The organism is Roseixanthobacter psychrophilus (assembly GCF_043195195.1).
Lineage (GTDB): Bacteria > Pseudomonadota > Alphaproteobacteria > Rhizobiales > Xanthobacteraceae > NCEH01.
Genome location: NZ_JBAFWT010000035.1, coordinates 1 through 18,495, shown reverse-complemented (window position 1 = coordinate 18,495; position 18,495 = coordinate 1). Strand labels below are relative to the sequence as shown.

The following is an 18,495-nucleotide window of genomic DNA, read 5'->3' as shown; positions in this document are numbered from 1 at the left end:
TCGGTGAGACATGCCCCCGGTTATGGGCCGTCGGCCGCATTCGATTGAACCGAGGGATAAGGATGACAACCGTCACGCACGAAATCGACGGCAAGGTCGGCGTGGTCACGCTGGCGAAACCGCCGCACAATCTCATCGACGACCAACTGATCGACGACATGGTCACGGCCTACCATGCGGTGGTCGCGGACGGCTGTCGCGCGATCCTGCTGCGAAGCGCGATGCGGCACTTCTGCGCCGGTGCCGAGATGCAGTCGTGGGGGACCACCACGAAAATTCACACCAACCAGGCGAAGCTGGAGGCCATGCTGAGGGAGCTGGAAGATGTGCCGGTGCCGACCGTCGCTGCCGTCAACGGCGGGGTCCTGGGCGGCGGTCTCGAGCTCGCATTGACCTGTGACATGATCATTGCTGCGGACACCGCATTCTTCGGTCAGGTCGAGGTCGCGGTTGGTCTCCTGCCCTTGCTCGGCGGCACGCAGCGGCTCTCGCAGCGGGCCGGCATAGCGCGCGCGAAGGAAATCGCGATGCTCGGACGGCGCCACACGCCGGAAGCGTTCGAGCGCTGGGGGATCGTGAATCTGGTCGTTCCGGAGTCCGAGCTGGCTTCGGCATCCATGACCTGGGCGCGGCAGCTCGCCGCTGGACCGACCCAGGTCATCAAGGGCATCAAGATGCAGGCCAACCTGGAGGCACGCGGCGGGATTGCTGCTGCCGACGCGCGCCAGGTCGAAATCAACGACATGATCTGGACGGCCAAGGATCGGCAGCGCGGTGCTGACGCCTTCTTTGCGACGGGTCCCGCGACTGCGGTCTTTCAGGGAGATTGATCATGTCCACTGCTCCGCTTGAAGGATTGCGCGTGGTCGATTTCACCCGCGTCTTGGCAGGCCCGCACTGCACCAAAGCCCTCCGTGATCTCGGCGCCGATATAACGAAGATCGAACCCCCGGCGGGCGACCTGGGGCGTGTGGGGCTGCCTTATGTCAACGGCATCGGCCTCTATTACGTGCAGCAAAATGCTGGAAAGAAGAATCTTAGTCTCGACCTGAACTATGCGGAGGCGCGCGAAATCGTCAGGGAACTGTGCCTCAATGCCGATGTCATCGTCGAGAATTTCCGTCCCGGTACGCTCGCTCGGTTCGGATTCGGCTATGCGGATGTGCGAGCGTTCAATCCGCGCGTGATCTACGTGTCCCTCAGCGGGTATGGGCAGTCCACGTCCTGGAAGAACCGTCCCGCCTTCGCTCCTACGGTCCAGGCTGAAACTGGCCTGACCGCAATCGTCCAGGATCATTTCGGCGAAGCGCTCTCGGAGCCGAAGGGCGATTCCTGCAGTCACGCGGACGTCTATACAGGGTTGCAGGGCGTGATCGCCGTGCTCGCCTCCCTGCAGCACCGCAATCGCACCGGCGAGGGCCAGCATGTCGACGTTTCGATGGCTGCGACGATGCTTTCGGTGAACGAGCGTGCCGGAGCGATGCTGTCGGAATTGGACACCGACGGGGAGCCGATCGCGTTGTCAGCCAACGAGTCCCATATCTTCGAAATGGCTGACGGCACGCGGCTGACGATCGCCGCAAGTCCGATCTATTCGCCGATGTTCACGCGCTATTGCGCGATGATGCGGCGGAGCGATCTTCTGGCCGACCCGCGCTATGCCACGGCCAAACTGCGTCGAGAAAACCTGCCGTCCTTGCTGGCCGAAGTTCGCGCCTGGCTGGCGACGTTCGAGAATCTCGAACAATTGCAGGCACAAGTCAGCGAGGCGGGCCTTGCTGTTGGCCGCGTGCGAACGATCAATGAGTTCGCGGACTCTGATTGGGTGCGCGAGTGGAATGCGATCGTGCAGGTCGATGACCGAGGCGGCGGAACGCTGCGCATGCCGGGCAATCCCTGGATTTTTAGCCAATCGGAACTGCCGGTTCCCGGCGTGCCTGCCTTCCAGGGCGAGCACAATGAGGAAATCCTGCAAAAGCTACATGTTCCCGACGATCGGATTCGCGACATGCAGGAGCGCGGCATCCTTCTCAGTCGACGCTAGCCCGAGCGTCTCGGCCCGCGGAAAAACCCCGCGAGGTCCGTTTCGGCCACCCGGGATTGTGGCCTGCGGTAGAAGTGGCGTGCGCCTTCGGCCCCTGCCCTGCAGGGGCCGAACTGGCTGGAACCACGCCTTCGTGGAGAACTTCAATCGTCACACGATCGATGAATGCCTGCGTGCGCCCCCTCCCTCGCTTGCCGATTTGCTTGATGAGGCCGGACGGCCCGTCGAGCGCCGCTGCCATAGGCCGAAAAAGTCTGACTAGCGGGGCACGGCACGTCGGACGGATCGCCTATATAGTGCGGCAATCAGATTCGGCACAGGAGGGCGAGATGAGCGCGAACGGCGAAGGTGACTACGTTTACGATGAAGCGACGGGCGAATGGCTCAGCCCGAGCGAGGCGGCCCTGAAGGCAGAGGCGACGCATGTCCAGGTGCGCGATTCCGCAGGCACCCTCCTCAGCGACGATGACAGCGTGGTGCTGATCAAGGACCTCCAGGTCAAAGGCGCGAACCAGACGCTCAAGCGTGGAACGGTGATCAAGACGATCCGGCTGACCGGCCACGATCAGGAGATCGACTGCCGCTATCCCGGCATCAAGGGGCTGGTGCTGCGGGCCGAGTTCGTGAGGAAAGTCTAGATCGTAGCTTCCTGCTGGCGCGCCTTGCCGAACCCATCGCCCGAGCGGCGAGGCCCCTCCCCGCGTTCCCGGCCGTGGCGCTGCGTGCTAGCGTCGCGCATGCACACTTTCGAAATCCAAGCATGAGCGGTTCCGTGCGATCAGCTTGCTGCATCTTCGTCCTGGGCCTGCTGCTTTCGGCACTGGCGCTTCAACCCGCCGCCCACGCGGCCGATGCCGCCTTCACCCAGTTCGTCGCCTCGCTCTGGCCGGAGGCGCAGGCGGCCGGTGTTTCGCGCGCAACATTCGAGCGCGAGACGCGCGGACTGGAGCCCGACTACAAGCTACCCGATCTGGCCCTGCCGGGACGGCCCGTGACCGGCGCGCGGGGGCAGGCCGAGTTCGTGCAGGTGCCGGCTGATTATGTGAAGGAATCCAACATCGCGCGGCTGGGCGCCGAGGGGCAGCGCCTGATGCAGAAGTATCGGGCGGCGCTGGACCGCATCGAAAGCCAGTTCGGCGTGCCTGGTACGATGGTGCTGGCACTCTGGGGCCGCGAGACGGATTTCGGCCGGTACACATCCCCCTATGACACGCTGCGCGTGGTGGCGACGCAGGCCTATGTCGGCCGCCGCAAGGAGCAGTACCGCACCGAATTCATTCTCGCGTTGAAGATCCTCGACGAGGGCACGGTATCGCGGAAGGACTTCCGCTCGTCCTGGGCCGGTGCGACCGGCCTGACGCAATTCCTGCCGTCCGACTATTACGGGCACGGCGTCGATCTCGACGGCAATGGCCGGGCCGATATCTGGCATTCGGTGCCCGATGCCCTGGCCTCCGCCGCCAAGCAACTCGCGGACAAGGGCTGGCAGAGCAGCGTGCGCTGGGCTTATGAAGTCCGCGCCCCCGCGAATGCGGACTGCACCCTCGGCGTGCCCGAGGTCCAGAGGCCGATCGGCGAATGGCTGCGCGCCGGCTACACGCCGGTGGGCGGGCAGAAGCTTTCCGCCGCCGAGCAGGCGCAGCCCGCCTCGCTCCTGCAACCCGAGGGCATCTATGGCCCTTCCTTCCTCACCACGAAGAATTACTTCGTGATCAAGGAATATAATTTTTCCGATCTCTACGTCCTGTTCGTCGGCCATCTCTCCGACCGCATGGTGACCCCGCAGCCGTTCGCCACCCCGTGGTCGGCCTCCACGCAGTTGCGCACCACCTCGGTGGAGGCGATGCAGAAACATCTGGCGCGCATCGGCCTCTACACCGACAAGATCGACGGCAAGGCGGGGATGCTGACCCGCGCGGCCCTCGGCGCCTACCAGAAATCGGCCGGCCTGAAGGTGGATTGCTGGCCGAGCGAGGCGGTGCTGCAATCGATGCGTACGGGAAGATAAAGCCGGGAAGCCGGGCCAAGCGGCCGGCCACCCAGACTCGTCTTACCGGCTGGTCTTCGTGCGCACCTCTTCGATCGCCGCAAGAACATCGTTCGTCGCGGTCTGGTGCACCATATGTCCACAGCCGGGAACGCCGCGAAGCGTGCTCTGGGGGATGACGTCGTGCAGGCGCTTGGATTGGGCGCGAAAGTCGATCAGCCGATCGTCCATGCCGGCGATGATCGCGACAGGCATTTTCAGCTCGCCGTAGTGTTGGTAAGCCGCCGCTGCGGCGGGCACCATGATGGTGGCTTCGACCGCGGCGGCCCGCAATTGGGACGGCCGCAGAGCCATTTCCTTAGGAAATATATCGAATTTTTCAGGGACTTCAGCCGGCCCGAATATCTTGCGCAGCATCGCCCCCCAGATCATTCGGCCAAGAAGGGGCGACACGGTGTGGCTCATCAGATCCCCGACACCGGGCATGGCGCCACCGGCGGACATCACCCCATCAAGCCGCGCGCTGGGGAAATAATAGCCGGATGCGAGAACCAACCCCTTCACATGTGAAGGGTGGCGCACCGCCAAGGTCGCGGCCACCAGCGCCCCCCAGGAATGACCAATGACAATGGCCTCTGTCACGCCAAGCCGGGCCAATGCTTTTTGGATCAGATCCGCTTGAGCGGAGGGGGTCCACACTTTCGATCGTGGCCGTGTGCTGTGACCGAAGCCCGGCCTGTCGAACGCGATCAATCGTGCGTCCTTCAGTTTGTCGGGAAGGCCGCTCGCCTGGAAATCCTCAACCATCGCCCCATTGCCGTGCAGGAACACGATGGCCGGACCTTGGCCTTGATCGGTATAGTGGAGCTTGACGCCCTCCACCTCCATGAACCTCCCGGTGGGTGGATTATTGCGTTCGGCGCGCCGCGAGGCGAGGCGATTGAAGACGGCGGCTGCCGCAAGGGCCCCGAGGGCCACCAGTCCCATTGTTTGTGCAGTACCAAATCGGCTCACGGCCACACCTCCAGGCGAGGCCAGCCGGCCCCATTGACCTTTCTGCTGCAACGCACACCGGATAACCCGCCGTATGCGAACTGGTTCCTTCCGCGAAGAACAGAGATCAAATTTTGCGGCCCCAGGTGCAAGATTTTACCTTAGTCATTTCATAAACAATGCTTCTTCATTTCCATTTATACCGATCAATGACCGCATATGGCAGCGCTTTCGCCTTTAACTTAAGCGCAAGCGCAGAACATACTTACTCATTACAGGGAACGTAGACGTAGATCGCGGGGTTTATGACCATTGGTCAAATAATCGGGAACACTGCGATGTTTATGCGCGTCGACAAGCTTCAAACCGAGTTACCCATTCCCAAAGCCCCCAATCCGAACGCGGCGGCGGCCCTCCAGGAACTGCTGGGCGGGAAGTACGGCGAGATGTCCACGCTCGGCAATTACATGTTCCAGAGCTTCAATTTCCGCAGCAAGACCAAGCTTAAGCCTTTCTACAGCCTGGTCGCGGCAATCACCGCCGAGGAGCTTGGCCATGTTGAACTGGTCAGCACCGGCGTCGCCATGTTGAATAATGGCCCGGGTGACCCGACCGAGGACGTCGACATTAGCGATGCCCCTTTCGCCGACATGCAGGACATCCGGCTTGCTGCCTCGTTCCTTTCGAACGGCGGCGGCGCCATGCCCATGAACAGCAATGGTGCGTCATGGAACATGGATTTCGTGACCACCACCGGCAACGTGATCTTCGATCTGCTGCATAACTTCCATCTCGAATGCGGTGCCCGTCTGCACAAGCTGCGCGTCTACGAGACCATGACGGAACCGACGGGGCGGGAAGTGTGCGGCTATCTGCTGGTGCGTGGAAGCCTACATGCTCACGCCTATGCCTTGGCCATCAAGAAGCTGACCGGGGTAGAGCTGGAGAAGATGCTGCCGGTCCCGAACATCAATCTCGACAAGATCCCCGAGTCCCAGAAATATCTGGCGGAAGGATCGCATCGCCGCCTCTACAATTTCAGCCCGGACGACTATCTCGACATGGCGACGATTTGGGGCAAGGGCGAGAAGGCTCTGCCGGGCGACCCGCCGGGAGAATTGCAGGTCGTCGAGGGGATGCCGGACGGCGGGAAGATTCCCGACCTTGAAGGAACCCCCTCGGCTTTTGCACCCAATTATGCGCCCGAGGAAATGTATGAGATCGCGGCGAAGCTCTACAAAAAGAGCCGCTGAACAGGGGCGGTGGCGACGCGTGGCGTCGCCACCGCATTGCAGAGCCGCTGTTTAAAGACAAAATAGGTCAAATTGATTTTTGTAATTTATTTGTCTTGACGACATGGGCCCGGTTTTGTCACACCGAGGCGTCGCGACGCGCGGCGTGCTCAGGAAGGACAAGCCATGATCCCCGCAGACACGCATCTTCAAATCGGCTCGATTCTGTTCGACGGCTTGGATCAGATCGATTTCACCGGACCGTTCGAGGTCCTGTCCCGAATCCCCAACTCGACCTTCCACATCGGAGCCAAGACCTTGGCGCCGGTGAAAGACACGCGCGGCCTCATTCTGACGCCGGAAAAGACGTTCTCGCAGATGCCTCGGCTGGACGTGCTTCACGTGCCTGGCGGCCCCGGCCAGCAAGCGCTGATGGAGGACGACGAGACTCTGGACTTCATTCGCAATCAAGCCGCGGGGGCGATGTTTGTCTTTTCCGTTTGTACCGGCGCGCTCATTTGTGGCGCCGCGGGCCTCCTGAGGGGCAAGCGGGCAACCACCCATTGGGCCGCGCTGGATGTTCTTCCCTATCTCGGCGCCGTTGCTGTGACGGACCGCGTCGTGGTCGAGGGGAACCATATCTCCGCCGGCGGCGTGACATCGGGGATCGACGGCGCCCTACGGCTCGCGGCCATCCTGCGCGGCGACGCGGCGGCCCAGCAGATCCAGCTCTATATGCAATACCACCCAGAGCCGCCGTTCGACGCCGGCACGCCGGAGCGTGCCCCAAAGGCGATCGTCGCGGCGGCACGCGATGCGGTAAAGCAGCTTACTGCGGACCGCATCGAAACGGCAAAGCGGGTGGCGAAACGGCTGGGCATCTCCGAGCCGGGGAACAGCCCCGCGCCGCACTCGGCCTGAAGGAAGGATCGAAAGCGGCGTCAGGCGCCTCTTTCGATCACCTCGTCCCGGAGAATACGTGCAAGCGTGTCGGCAAATTCCAGGGCCAGGGCCTTATCCATGGCGCTGGCGGTGATGCGGATCGCCGGAGGCGAAGCCAGGCGAAAAGTGGATCCCGTGCGCACCGTCCACCCGCCCTCAAGCAGCCGACGCGCGACGGCCTGCTCGTCCTCCACGGGAATCCACACGTTCATGCCGTCCCGCCCTTGGGATTGCACGCCTCGAGCGGCGAGGGCCTCGATGACGCCCTCCCGCCGCCGGTCATACGTGGAGGCCGCATTGGCGACCAGAGGCCCATAGCCCGGCGCCGACAGCACCGCCAGCACCGACGTCTGCAGGATCGAGCTGACCCAGCGCCCGGTGAATGCGTTCAGCGACAGTGATGCGCGCGCCAGCTCGCGGCTGGAATTGACCACGGCAAGCCGCAGGTCCGGCCCGATATGTTTCGAGACCGAGCGGATGATCGCCCAATGCGGCCGGGTGACGTCAACCAGGGACATGGGCGGGAAGCGGGAGAGGACGGCATAATGATCGTCCTCGATGAGGAGCACATCGGGATAGGCGCGCATCACCTCGCGGAGCGCCGCCAGCCTGGATTTCGTCCAGGAACCGCCCACGGGATTGTGGGCGCGCGGCGTCACGATAACGGCTTTGGCGCCGCTCTTCAGCGCGCTCCTCAAGCCCTCGGGTGTGACGCCCTCGTCGTCCACGGCCATCGGCAAGGTGGCGTAGCCCGCCTGCCGCGCCAGCCCGAGCGTCGTCATGAAGCAGGGATCCTCGACGCCGATGGCATCGCCGGGCGCGAGCATCTTGCGGAAGATGGTCGCGATCGCATCGAAGGTTCCCGACGCCAGCCACAGCTCGCCGACCGGCAGGCCATCCTCCTCGAACCGCTGGCCGAAAATCCCAAGCAAGCGCGGATCATGCGGGGGCTCTTCATAGGCCCGCTGGTGCCACACGAGGGCCCGGACCACGGCGGTCATGTCCGGCAGCAGCGCGGGATCGGGGTTGCCTCCCGCGAGATCGCGCGGCGACACGCTCATCCACGGTGCGGCGGAGGCCTCGGCGGTGACCCGGCTGCCCTGGCGGCCGCGCCCCTCGATGACGCCGGCCTCGGAGAGCTGCTTGTACGCCGCCGCCACGGTGTTGCGATTGACGCCGAGTTCGCTCGCCAGCATGCGAACGGTGGGCAGGCTCTGCCCGTGCTTCAACCTGCCGCCATCCACCGCGGATTGAACGCTCTCGACGATCTCGGTTGCCGTTCGGCCGGTAATCACACCCTGCTCCGATCTGGTTCGGCGTTCAGCCCCGCTCTGATACCGCGATCAGACAAAACAAGTCAAATTTTCTCCCCACATGTCGCTTTGTCTTGACCGCCCGGCCGAACCGTCACTCGGCCGCCGGAGGCCCAACACAGGGCGCAAGCGACCTGACGCAAGGATTGGCACTCATATTGCCTGTGATACGGCATGAGGATTGAACCGGCTCTCTCACGCAGCTTCGTGTCGGACATGCGCCACGCCGGGGCGCGGGTCGAGGCGGGAACCCATGGGTCGACCGGGCCATGACGGACGCGGATCCGCCGGCCTCCGCCTGCATCCATGCCGTGCCCGCGCAATGGCTTGCGCAGGGATTCCGACTTTTGACCTTGCGCGAGTTTCACGCCGCGTCCGCGCCCCCGGCCTTTGCCTGGATCGAGCAACAGCTTCTGCGCGCGCCGCAGCGTCTCGGCCGTCACGGCCTGTTCTTCGCCAACACGTTTCGTCCGGAAATCATGGCGTGGCTGAGCCTGGACCTTGGCCGACCCTCCCAGCATCCGCCAACCGGTCCTGCCCAGCGCAATCCGCTCTGGCCGGCGCTGGAATGGCATGGCGAGGAGCGCCAATGGCCGGATGGGGCCGCGACGCGCGAATGGTTCGTCGATGTGACCTTCCCGCGCCTCATATCCTGGACCGCCTTCCAGCAGCGCTGGCGCGCCCGCTTGATGGCCGAGACCGAGGACGTCGCACGCGCGCCGGACGCCGATGCCCCCCACGCGGACACGGCTTCATAAGGACAGCAAAGCCCAGGCATGGGCCGCCTTCAACATATTGATCTTGCCAATTCGGGGGGTGGAATGTTCACCAGGGTCTGCAGGGAAGATACGATCATCGAAGGCGGCATGCGGCTCGTCATCGCCGATGCCCATCTCATCGTTCTCGCCTGGCCGGAAAACGGCGCGGTGAAGGCGTTTCAGGGCGTGTGTCCGCACACCAACACACCACTCGCCGAAGCCGAATTCGACGGGACCGTGCTCACCTGCCCGCTCCACTTCTGGACCTGGGATATGAATTCGGGCGATCCCACCCACGAGCATGCGGTGGCTTTGGCCGAATATCCGGTCAAGATCGAGGAGGGCATCGTCTATATCGATACCGAGGGCGTCTCCCCGGTGTTCGTCTCGCCCTGAGGGCTGTGGGCCGGCCTCAGGCGAGATCGATGGCGGCGCGCTTGAGATCGGCCAGGGCGCAAGAGCGCAGCGCGCCCTCATGGGTGGCGCGCAGAACCACGCGCGGCGCCTGCCCCGCCTCGAAGGCCTCCTGCCAGCGTGGCGCGCACAGGCACCAGCGATCGCCGGGCTTCAGGCCGGGAAATCCATAGGCCGGCAGCGGCGTCGAGAGATCATTGCCGCTCGCCTTCGAGAACGCGAGAAACCCGGCGGTCGCCACAATGCAGACGGTGTGGTTTCCGACATCCTCGCTCCCGGTATTGCAGCAGCCGTCGCGGTAGAAGCCGGTCATCGGGCTTGTCGCGCACAATTCCAGCGGCTCGCCCAGAACATTGCGCGACACGCTGCGCCGCCCCCCGCCCCCGCGCCCACCACTGCTGTCGTCTCTGAACATGACTGCATCCCGATCGGTTGTGGTCGAAAGCCGGCGTCTGCCCCACGCGCCGCTGGCGAGGACAGGGCAGGCGAGGAGAAGAAAGCAAACACCAGGCCGCCGTGCGCGGTCCGTGGTCTCCAAATTGCACGACCCATCGCAGACGCGGGTTTGGCGCGACACGGAGGATGACATGACAGACACCGCCCTGCACTCACTTATCGTAGCAGGCAAGGCCATCGAGGCCCACAACATGGTCTCGTTCGAACTCGTCGATCCCGAGGGCGCGGAGCTTCCCGCCTTCTCCCCCGGCGCGCATGTGGATGTGACCATACCCGGCGGGCTGGTGCGCCAATATTCGCTGCTCAACAGCGCCTCGGACCGCCACCGCTACCGGATCGGCGTGTGGAAGGATGCCAACAGCCGTGGCGGCTCCAAGGCCTTGCACGAGGCGGTGAATGTCGGCGACACCTTGCAGGTCGGCCTGCCGCGCAACCGCTTCCGCGTTCCCCGCACCACCAAGCGCGCCATCCTGGTGGCGCGCGGCATCGGCGTCACGCCGATCCTCAGCATTGCCGATTATCTCAAGGCGCAGAACATTCCGTTCGAGTTTCACTATGTCTTCGCGCTGATGTCCCCCGGCGCGTTTCGCGGAACCATCGACGCGGCGAGCTTCTCGCCCGACACCCGCTATTATCTAGAGGATAGCGAGAAGAACCAGGTGTTCAATCCGGCGACGGTTTTCGCCGCGCAGCCGGAGGAGACGCACCTGTTCCTCTGTGGCGCCGATTGGTGGCTGGACCCGATCGTCAAGGCCGCAGCGCAGAAGGGCTGGGGCGAGGAGCGGATCCATGTGGAACGCTTTACCGCAAAGCAGTCGGCCCCCCTGCTCGACAAGGTATTCGAAGTGAAGATCGCCAGCACCGGCGCGGTGTTCAAGATCCCCGGCGACAAGACGGTGGCGGGCTTATTGGAAGAGAAGGGCGTGAGAATTCCCACCTCCTGCGAGCAGGGGCTGTGCGGCACCTGCAAGGTCAAGGTGCTTGAGGGCGAGGTCGACCACCGCGACAAGCGGCTATCCGCCGAGCAGCGCGCCGAGGGCTACTTCCTCGCCTGTGTGTCGCGCGCCAAAGGCGACACGCTGGTGTTGGATTTGTGACAACAGCACCCCTGCCGATACACCGGCGCCCGAGTGCGTGAGAGCCGCAATGGTGACAGAAACCGATTTATGGCAGACCGCCTGGATCATCGCCGAGCAATATGGCGCGGAAGGCGTGGGCTTCGCGGCGGAGATGGCGCGCAGCTTCAAGATCGGCGGGAAGATGGACGCCCACGACACCTGGATTTCCATCGCCCAGAAGGTCCAGACGCTGACCGCCGAACCGCACGCGAGCGGCGGCGCCGCGGCGTGACGAAGAACGGAGCGTGACGAAGAAAGGCACGCGACGAAGATGGGGGGCGCCCGGCACGGTTCCGGCCGGGCGGTGCTCGGCCCGCGCGTGCCCCCGCCTCATTCCACGGCGAGGCGCTCGGCAAGCTCGCTGACGTCATCCCAGGTCAGATGAAGGGCGCCCTCGGGCGTCTCCACGTGAAGGCCGTCCTGCCGCACATTGGCGGTGAAATCGGCGTCGCTCGCCACCGGGCTGAGATAGACCAAGTCGGTGCGCCGCCAATCGTGCCCCACGGCGGTGAAGGCACGCGACAGGGTGCGGCCCTCCTCCAATGTGAGATCCAGAAACAGCCGCTCGTTCAGCATCATCCGCAGAAGATCGCCGAGCATGCGGTGCGGCACGCGTTTGACGCAAGGGTAGCTCATCGGTCCCCGCTCGGTTCGGCCTGAAGGACGCGGATCATCATCGCAGGCCATGGTCGGGCGCCCGTTGGTTACGCATCGGAGGGGCACGCTTCAGCAGGCGGCGCGTCCTGTGCGGGCGCGATGATCAGCGCCTCGAAGGCTTCCAGGATCTGCGGCAGGCCCTCGCCGGTCTCGTCCACCCATTCGGGATTCACCGAAAACTGCAGGCGCAGATGCAGATCATCGATCGAGCGGATCGGCAATTCACGCTCATAGAGCGCCTGCACGCGCCGCGCCCGGCACACCGCCGGCAGATCAAGCTGGCTGTCCCCCGGCCGACCCATCAGCATCTCCAGCTCACGCGAACGCGCGGTCCAATAGTCGAACTCGTCCTTCGCCTGCCGCACATTGACCGGCAGCGGCAACGCCTGATCGATGCGGGCGCGGACCATGTCCGGCGGCTGCATCATGCTGCGATCCCAACCGCCGAGGCTGGCGTGCCACCGCCCCGGCGGGTCGGTGTCCGGCTCCTGCCGCACCAGCAGATCGGCCACGGCATCGTGCAGCATCTGCTCGCGCGCGCTCCGGGCCAAGGCGGCTTCGCGCGAGCCGTAGCGGGCGATCACGGCCGTGCGCTCGACCTCGGTGCGCTGCCAATCCTTGTCCCGCCGCGCGGCGGCCGCCGCCTGAAACGTGTCATGGGCCTCGCGGCTCGGCCACACCACGCCGGCTTCATCGGTGAAGCTGGGCGCCGCGGGGGGCGGCGGGCGGCCGCCGGCGTCTGCAGCTTTTCCCGCCTGTGCCATCAGCCTCTGGCCGAGATCGGTAAAGCTCAGGCCCTCGGCGACAAGCTGCGTCTTCAGCTTGCGGATCGCCGCCATGGCTTCGCTCTCGTTCTCGCTGCCCGCGAGGGCGAGCAGCTTGCCGAGCCGGACCAGATCGAGGCTCATGGCGCGGCGGCTTCCGGCACGGATTGTCTGGTCCCCCGCCTCACGCTTAAAGCCCCCTGCCCGCGTTGCATGTCCAAGATGCCGGACGAAGCAACGCTTGTGCCACCTCCCGCGCGCGTGATTTAGAGCCGGCTATATACTGCGCACCTCTTCGGATTTCGCGATGAATGCGAGGCTGTCGGCCTGGTCGAAATCTGCGATCGATATGTCGAACACGAACCGGTTCGGATACCAGAAGCTGGAATAGGGCAGGAACAGGCTGCTGGACGAAAGATGTGCCAGATCCTGCGTGCCCGCGCCCAGAACCGCGTCGAAGCCGACCCCGTTCGTGGCGACGGCGGTATTGTCCCCGAACACCTCGAACTGCACGAACACTTTCGCCGAGGGCGCGCCGCCCTCCACGGTCTTGACCGCGACCACGCGCAGATCCTGGAACCGGCGCCCGATCTTGCCGTCGCTCAGCACCTGCGCGAACTCGTGCGCGCGCCCTTTCTTGACCCCGGTCGCCTCGACCAGGGGAGCGCCAAGATCCGCCAATCCATTGGGTTTAGCGGGTGCGAGCGCGACGACGACACGGAGTTCTTGCAAGACGGGCACGATACGCTCCTGGTGGGGTTCGCCGTCGGGAATCCGACACGGCTGCCATACGCCGCGCCCTACGCACAGAGCGCGCCAAGTCGACAACCCGCCTGCGGGTGCGGGGTCCCCCAAGCGAGTCATTCCGGCCCCGCCCCCGTCGCGGCCGCCGCCTTAAGCTCCAATGCCTCCAAGCGGACCCGGCCCGTTGCCCCTCGCCCGCGGGCCTAAACGGGGCCACCACCATCGGCGCATCGCGCCAAGCTTGCGCAGTCTCTTTGGGGAAGCCTTGTCTTGGGCTTCGCGGTACGCGCGCGACCAAGACGAAACGGCTCGCCAACACGGCAAATGCACAGGTGTCGTTGCGCTCGATCACCAGCGCGTGACAGCTCGCCGTGAGGCCAAGAGCGCCTTTCACACAGACTCATTTACGCGTAAGAGATAAGAAAATTCGTGTAGACTCACACGCTGGGCGATTACGCGAATCCGATTAGGCAGGAAATATCTCGGCCGGAATATGTGATGAAAGTCCTGATTGCCGACGATCATTGGATGATCCGCGCGTCGCTCAAATATGCCATGAAGTCTGTCGGCATCGCCTTTGAGCCGTTGGAGGCGTCGAACTTCCAGGAAGCGATGGATATCGTGCGCGCCAATCCCGACATCGAGTTGATGCTCATTGACCTCGTGATGCCGGGCCTTTCCGAGTTCGAGGGATTGCGGACGCTGCGGTCCAGGTATCCCGACATTCCAATCGCGGTCATCTCCGTTCATGAAGACCGTGAGCACGTCCTTCAAGCCATCTCGGAAGGCGTCATCGGCTATATTCCCAAGAGCGCCGACGGGGCGGAGCTGCTCAAGGGACTGACCACCGTCCTTAATGGCGACGTGTATTTTCCGCGCGATGTCCTCCAGGGTTCGCGCCACCATCGCGGGCCGGGAACGGAGGCTCGGCGTGACGCAGACAAGCCCGCGACGCTTACGGCACGCGAGGACGAGGTTCTGGAGCTGATCGCTCAGGGACTGTCCAATTTCAATATAGCCGAAGAACTTGGAATGAGCCCGAATACAGTTCGGGTACATCTGCGTAACATCGGCCGAAAATTGAACCTGAAAGACCGCTCGGAATTCATCTCGTACGGCGTCACCCATGCTGCCAGCCTGAGGGAAACGCATTGAAGGCGCCTGTGCCCTCGCTAATAGATCCGATGGGCGCACAAAAAGAAGAACTTGAGCTGATCTGCGCGACGCTCAATTGCCTCGCCTACTCATTCTCTCTAAACGCAAGCGCGCAACCGACCCTGGAATGGCAAGCAGGTACGCTGGTCGGCGCGACGCCGCTGCCAATCCTCGCCCTGATCGAGGGTCGCTTGGGGGCATCTGCCCCCCTGGTTCAGCAGCATCTGGAAAGCCTGATCGCCGGCCGAGCTTCGCAGATCGAGTTCAACTGGGAGGGGGCAGATGCGCCCAATCTCTGCTTACGGGATTCCAGTCGGCCGCAATTCGACAGTCAGGGACGCGTCATCCGCATCGTGGGAACGGTACGCGATATCTCCGACGAGGTGTGGACCGCGCGCGACGCGGAGAACGAGATTTGGCGCAGCCGCTTCATCGAACATCTCGATCAAGGCCTTGCCTGCTGGGATGAGGACGACCGGCTCGTGCTCGCCAACCGGCGCTTCCGCGATTTGCACGATGCGTTCAGGACCAATCTACGGCCTGGAATGTCGCGTGAGGACTTCATTCTCGCCATCGCTCATTCGGGTGCATTCCTCATCGAGGGACCGCTTGCGGCCTGGATCGATCAGGTACGGCTGGATTTTCGGGAAAATCGCGTGCGCGAGCACCAATTGTCGGACGGGCGCTGGATCGAGATGGCCCCAATCGGCATTCCCGAAGGCACGATTGTCCGGGTGCAGGACATCACCAACCAAAAGGGCGGAGAACGGGCCCTGCGCCAGGCAAAGGAGATCGCCGAAACCGCAAACATGAAGAAGAGCCGCTTCCTTCGTGCCGCCAACCACGATCTACGGCAGCCCCTCGCGACGCTCAAGATCCTGATCTACAGCGGCTTTAGCGTGCAGGACGAGAACACCAAAAAGGATCTCCTGCATTCGATGGACGTAACCGTCAGCATCATGGAGGATATTTTAGGCTCCCTGCTGCAGATCGGGCAATTGGACGCCGGCCGCATCACCCCGAGGGTGGTGCATTTTCAGATCTCACAGGTGATGGAGCGGCTCAGAATCGAGTTTGCCCCTCAGGCCGAAGCGAAGGGTCTATCGTTCCATTTTGTGAACAGCCACACCACAATTCAATCCGACCGTGTGCTTCTTGAACGTATTTTGAGCAATTTCATCGCCAATGCAATTCGCTTCACAGAATACGGTGGAATTCTGCTTGGCGCACGTCGACGCGGCAGCCAATTGGACATTCAAGTGTGGGACACGGGAGCTGGAATTCCAAGCAATCAGCTTGAGTTGATATTCGAGGAGTTTCATCAGGTTGCTGACCAACCCAGCCATCGGCAGAAGGGGCTTGGACTTGGCCTTAATATTGCTTCCAGGCTTGCAGAACTGCTTGATCACAAGATCGACGTAAGTTCCAAGCCTGGCAGGGGGTCTATGTTCTCGGTTTCGGTACCGATCGGAAATGTATGGCAGAGCGATCTTGGCGAGCCCGAGATCTCAGAGCGGGTGGGTGGCGAATTTCTCGGGGTCAACGTCATGGTCATCGAAGACAACGAGATGCTGCGGACCACCGTCTGCGGCCTGCTCGAGCGCTGGGGGGTGCAGGTGACTGCCGCCAGCGACGGCGTCAGGGCGATAGAATTGGTCGCGCAGGGCGGAGAGGTCCCCGACCTCGTTCTCGTCGACTACCGGCTCCCCAACGGGCAGACCGGCACCGAGGTGTTGGCCCGCCTGCGCGAACTGGTGGGCATCCGCCTGCCCGGCATCGTCGCCACCGCGGATACAGATCCAGCGCTGATCGCGCAGATCCGCGAGGCGGACCTGCCGGTTCTGATAAAGCCCATCAGCCCAGCGCGGCTGCGCTCCGCGATGCATCACCTGCTGTACGAGACCCCGCATGTTTCGGTGGAGCCTGGAACCTGATGACCAGTCCGCCCGATACGATTCCGATCGGCAGCATGGTTCCACTGACCGGTGCATCCTCCGCCGACGGGCACGAGTTTCGCAACGGGCTGATCCTCGCAATCGAAGAGGTCAATGCAAAGGGCGGCATACTCGGCATACCACTGCGGCCGATCTTCACCGATACCGGTGATCAAAGCGCGGAATCCGTCTCCGCCGCCGCCCGCGAGCTGATAGGCAAGCATCATGTCCATGCGATCATAAACGGTTACAACATCGGGGCCCAGAACGCGGAATATGAGCCCATCGCCGACGCGGGCTTGATCTACGTCCACCACAATACGCTGCTGCAGCATCACGACACGGTCATGAGCGATCCGGAGCGCTATTTCGGCTGCTTCATGAGCGATCCGGCGGAATATTGGTACGGCCAGGGATTCATCAAGTTCCTATCCTGGCTGCGCGACAGCGGGCAGTGGCAGCCAGCATCGAACCGCCTCGCCATCATCTCCGGCTCGCGCCCCTACAGCATCGTCACCGCCAATGCGATGAAATCGGTCGCGGCCGATTTCGGATGGCAGGTGGTGTTCGGACCGGAGATCGTGAGGACGCCGACCACCGATTGGCGGGCGGCCATCGAGCGCGCCCGCGAGACCCGCCCGGCCGTTCTCGCCAATACGCATTTTTACGCAGGGGATATTGCGCACTTCCAGCTTCAATTCATGAAGAACCCGATGGATTGCCTCGTTTACCTGCAATATGGCGGCATGCATCAGACATTTACCGACATCGCCGGGCAAGCGGCTGAAGGGGCCATCATCGGCACCGTCGTCGGCCTGGTCCACGATGCCGAAGGCTTTGCCTACAGCGAGCGCTACCGCGCGCGGTTCGGCGCCAATTCGACCCCCGAAGTGGGCGCCTTGTCCTACAGCGCCTTGCATCATTTTGCCCTGGCCGCGGCCGTGGCAGGGGGCACCGGAGCGCCCTATGAATTCACCCAGAACAGAAAAGTCGCGGGCCGGCTGAAGGATATCAGCTACCGCAGCATGCTCGGCATGATTCAGTATCATCCCAAATGGCAAGCCGCGATTCCCTATCCCGACGCCACCGACGACCCCTCACGCGGGATGCCCCATCTGTTTTATCAGGTGCAAGATTACCGGAAGGGACAAGTCGTCATCGCCCCGGTTCCGTATAATACCGGCCGTTTCCAGTTGCCGGCATGGATGCGCAAGGTCTGACCGGTCCCGCAGCCGATGCCTGAGATGTACTGCCTGGGCCATTTTTGAGCCCGCATAGGTCAACTCGTCCCGTCCATCCGCATTCAACGGGTCCGGATGGCATGAAAGACCATGCCATCCGCTTTTTCAAGGCACGGCGATACGAAGCCGTGGCGCACTTCCTGCTGATCTTCTCAGCTCACTTGTGAACAGCAGGCGCCGCAGGCGCGGGCTTCGCCGTCCAGAGCGGGATGATGAGGTTGCTCCACACAACCGTCTCGCGCCCCCCGTAGTTGCTTTCCGATACATCGGTGGTGAGCTTCAATTGCAAGGTCGCACCGCCGAAATCGTATCCCACCAGACCGCCGACAGCCACCTGGCTCTGCTTCTGATAGCCGGCATAGGGGCTTGTCAGATCGACGGTGGCATACATCACCGGCCCTAATTGCCATTTTCCGAAGGTCTGGGTCGCAGAAAGATCGGCCACAAAGTAATCTGGCCCCCGATCTTGCTGCCCGTTGCCTACGGTCACGCCATACATGAAGTTGGCGGTCATCTGGAGACCGTTCGCGAGATAGGTCAAGCCCGCGCGCTGTTCAATAGTTCCATAGTTATAAGCAACCGGTCCATCTTGCGGGATGTAACCGCCGATCCGGTATCCGATGCGCAATGCATCGGTAATGGCCCAGCTCACCTGACTTGCGAAATAGGTATTGTAAAAACCGATTTCGTCTGGACTCACGGAGGTGATGATATCGAACACCGTAGGCGCCACAACGAAGGAG

General features: G+C 63.1%; 20 protein-coding genes. 13 read left to right on the top strand and 7 right to left on the bottom strand.

What is annotated here, in order from left to right; all coding sequences use genetic code 11:
* Positions 1 to 62: 62 nt before the first annotated feature.
* The 4 genes from V5F77_RS22625 to V5F77_RS22610 all read left to right on the top strand — a co-directional run bounded on the left by V5F77_RS22625 (position 63) and on the right by V5F77_RS22610 (position 4,052).
* The gene (locus V5F77_RS22625; RefSeq protein WP_429007610.1) at positions 63 to 830 is read left to right on the top strand and encodes an enoyl-CoA hydratase/isomerase family protein; all 768 of its coding nucleotides are present in this window, start codon (positions 63 to 65) and stop codon (positions 828 to 830) included.
* A 2-nt stretch (positions 831 to 832) separates the two neighbouring features.
* Positions 833 to 2,044: a CaiB/BaiF CoA transferase family protein gene (locus V5F77_RS22620; protein ID WP_429007609.1), complete on the top strand. Its 1,212-nt coding sequence runs from the start codon at positions 833 to 835 to the stop codon at positions 2,042 to 2,044.
* A 329-nt stretch (positions 2,045 to 2,373) separates the two neighbouring features.
* On the top strand, positions 2,374 to 2,682 hold the full coding sequence (locus V5F77_RS22615; RefSeq protein ID WP_429007608.1) for an alkylphosphonate utilization protein: 309 nt from the start codon (positions 2,374 to 2,376) through the stop codon (positions 2,680 to 2,682).
* Between the two features lie 122 nt (positions 2,683 to 2,804).
* Positions 2,805 to 4,052: a lytic murein transglycosylase gene (locus V5F77_RS22610; RefSeq protein WP_429007607.1), complete on the top strand. Its 1,248-nt coding sequence runs from the start codon at positions 2,805 to 2,807 to the stop codon at positions 4,050 to 4,052.
* Positions 4,053 to 4,094: 42 nt separating this feature from the next.
* Here the strand turns inward: V5F77_RS22610 and V5F77_RS22605 are convergent, their stop codons facing one another.
* Positions 4,095 to 4,862 carry an alpha/beta fold hydrolase gene (locus tag V5F77_RS22605; RefSeq protein WP_429007606.1) on the bottom strand — a complete coding sequence of 256 codons (768 nt, stop codon included), beginning with the start codon at positions 4,860 to 4,862 and terminating at the stop codon, positions 4,095 to 4,097.
* 500 nt (positions 4,863 to 5,362) lie between these two features.
* Between V5F77_RS22605 and V5F77_RS22600 the strand changes: the two genes are divergently transcribed.
* A complete protein-coding gene (locus V5F77_RS22600) occupies positions 5,363 to 6,277 on the top strand; it encodes a manganese catalase family protein (RefSeq protein ID WP_429007636.1) in 915 nt (304 codons plus the stop codon).
* A gap of 165 nt (positions 6,278 to 6,442) precedes the next feature.
* A complete protein-coding gene (locus V5F77_RS22595; protein WP_429007605.1) occupies positions 6,443 to 7,177 on the top strand; it encodes a DJ-1/PfpI family protein in 735 nt (244 codons plus the stop codon).
* 20 nt (positions 7,178 to 7,197) lie between these two features.
* Here the strand turns inward: V5F77_RS22595 and V5F77_RS22590 are convergent, their stop codons facing one another.
* Positions 7,198 to 8,493: an aminotransferase class I/II-fold pyridoxal phosphate-dependent enzyme gene (locus V5F77_RS22590; RefSeq protein ID WP_429007604.1), complete on the bottom strand. Its 1,296-nt coding sequence runs from the start codon at positions 8,491 to 8,493 to the stop codon at positions 7,198 to 7,200.
* Positions 8,494 to 8,780: 287 nt separating this feature from the next.
* Here V5F77_RS22590 and V5F77_RS22585 point away from each other — a divergent pair, with 287 nt between their 5' ends.
* Positions 8,781 to 9,269: a hypothetical protein gene (locus V5F77_RS22585; protein WP_429007603.1), complete on the top strand. Its 489-nt coding sequence runs from the start codon at positions 8,781 to 8,783 to the stop codon at positions 9,267 to 9,269.
* A gap of 63 nt (positions 9,270 to 9,332) precedes the next feature.
* Positions 9,333 to 9,665 carry a Rieske 2Fe-2S domain-containing protein gene (locus V5F77_RS22580; protein ID WP_429007602.1) on the top strand — a complete coding sequence of 111 codons (333 nt, stop codon included), beginning with the start codon at positions 9,333 to 9,335 and terminating at the stop codon, positions 9,663 to 9,665.
* Positions 9,666 to 9,681: 16 nt separating this feature from the next.
* On the opposite strand, the gene V5F77_RS22575 is transcribed toward V5F77_RS22580, so the two are convergent.
* Complete coding sequence (locus V5F77_RS22575; protein WP_429007601.1) at positions 9,682 to 10,098, bottom strand: DUF2237 family protein; 417 nt, start codon at positions 10,096 to 10,098, stop codon at positions 9,682 to 9,684.
* A 172-nt stretch (positions 10,099 to 10,270) separates the two neighbouring features.
* Here V5F77_RS22575 and V5F77_RS22570 point away from each other — a divergent pair, with 172 nt between their 5' ends.
* Together V5F77_RS22570 and V5F77_RS22565 are read left to right on the top strand one after the other, a co-directional pair.
* Positions 10,271 to 11,236, top strand: coding sequence for a PDR/VanB family oxidoreductase (locus V5F77_RS22570; RefSeq protein ID WP_429007600.1), 966 nt, complete (start codon positions 10,271 to 10,273; stop codon positions 11,234 to 11,236).
* Positions 11,237 to 11,285: 49 nt separating this feature from the next.
* Positions 11,286 to 11,489, top strand: coding sequence for a hypothetical protein (locus tag V5F77_RS22565; RefSeq protein ID WP_429007599.1), 204 nt, complete (start codon positions 11,286 to 11,288; stop codon positions 11,487 to 11,489).
* Between the two features lie 98 nt (positions 11,490 to 11,587).
* Here the strand turns inward: V5F77_RS22565 and V5F77_RS22560 are convergent, their stop codons facing one another.
* From V5F77_RS22560 to V5F77_RS22550, 3 genes are all read right to left on the bottom strand, one after another.
* Positions 11,588 to 11,893 carry a hypothetical protein gene (locus tag V5F77_RS22560; RefSeq protein ID WP_429007598.1) on the bottom strand — a complete coding sequence of 102 codons (306 nt, stop codon included), beginning with the start codon at positions 11,891 to 11,893 and terminating at the stop codon, positions 11,588 to 11,590.
* Positions 11,894 to 11,961: 68 nt separating this feature from the next.
* Positions 11,962 to 12,822 (bottom strand): hypothetical protein, encoded by an 861-nt coding sequence (locus tag V5F77_RS22555; protein WP_429007597.1) that lies wholly within the window; start codon positions 12,820 to 12,822, stop codon positions 11,962 to 11,964.
* A gap of 132 nt (positions 12,823 to 12,954) precedes the next feature.
* A complete protein-coding gene (locus tag V5F77_RS22550) occupies positions 12,955 to 13,419 on the bottom strand; it encodes a hypothetical protein (RefSeq protein WP_429007596.1) in 465 nt (154 codons plus the stop codon).
* 501 nt (positions 13,420 to 13,920) lie between these two features.
* Here V5F77_RS22550 and V5F77_RS22545 point away from each other — a divergent pair.
* From V5F77_RS22545 to V5F77_RS22535, 3 genes are read left to right on the top strand one after another with little or no spacing between them, the layout of a single operon-like run.
* Entirely contained in the window at positions 13,921 to 14,577 is a 657-nt protein-coding gene (locus V5F77_RS22545; protein WP_429007595.1) for a LuxR C-terminal-related transcriptional regulator, read from the top strand.
* Positions 14,574 to 16,511 (top strand): ATP-binding response regulator, encoded by a 1,938-nt coding sequence (locus tag V5F77_RS22540; RefSeq protein ID WP_429007594.1) that lies wholly within the window; start codon positions 14,574 to 14,576, stop codon positions 16,509 to 16,511. Before V5F77_RS22545 ends, V5F77_RS22540 begins: the two co-directional genes overlap by 4 nt.
* A complete protein-coding gene (locus V5F77_RS22535; RefSeq protein ID WP_429007593.1) occupies positions 16,511 to 17,731 on the top strand; it encodes an ABC transporter substrate-binding protein in 1,221 nt (406 codons plus the stop codon). The genes V5F77_RS22540 and V5F77_RS22535 overlap by 1 nt, the downstream gene beginning before the upstream one ends.
* A 178-nt stretch (positions 17,732 to 17,909) precedes the next feature.
* Here V5F77_RS22535 and V5F77_RS22530 read toward each other — a convergent pair.
* A partial coding sequence (locus tag V5F77_RS22530; protein WP_429007592.1) for a transporter occupies positions 17,910 to 18,495 on the bottom strand: 586 nt, incomplete at its 5' end.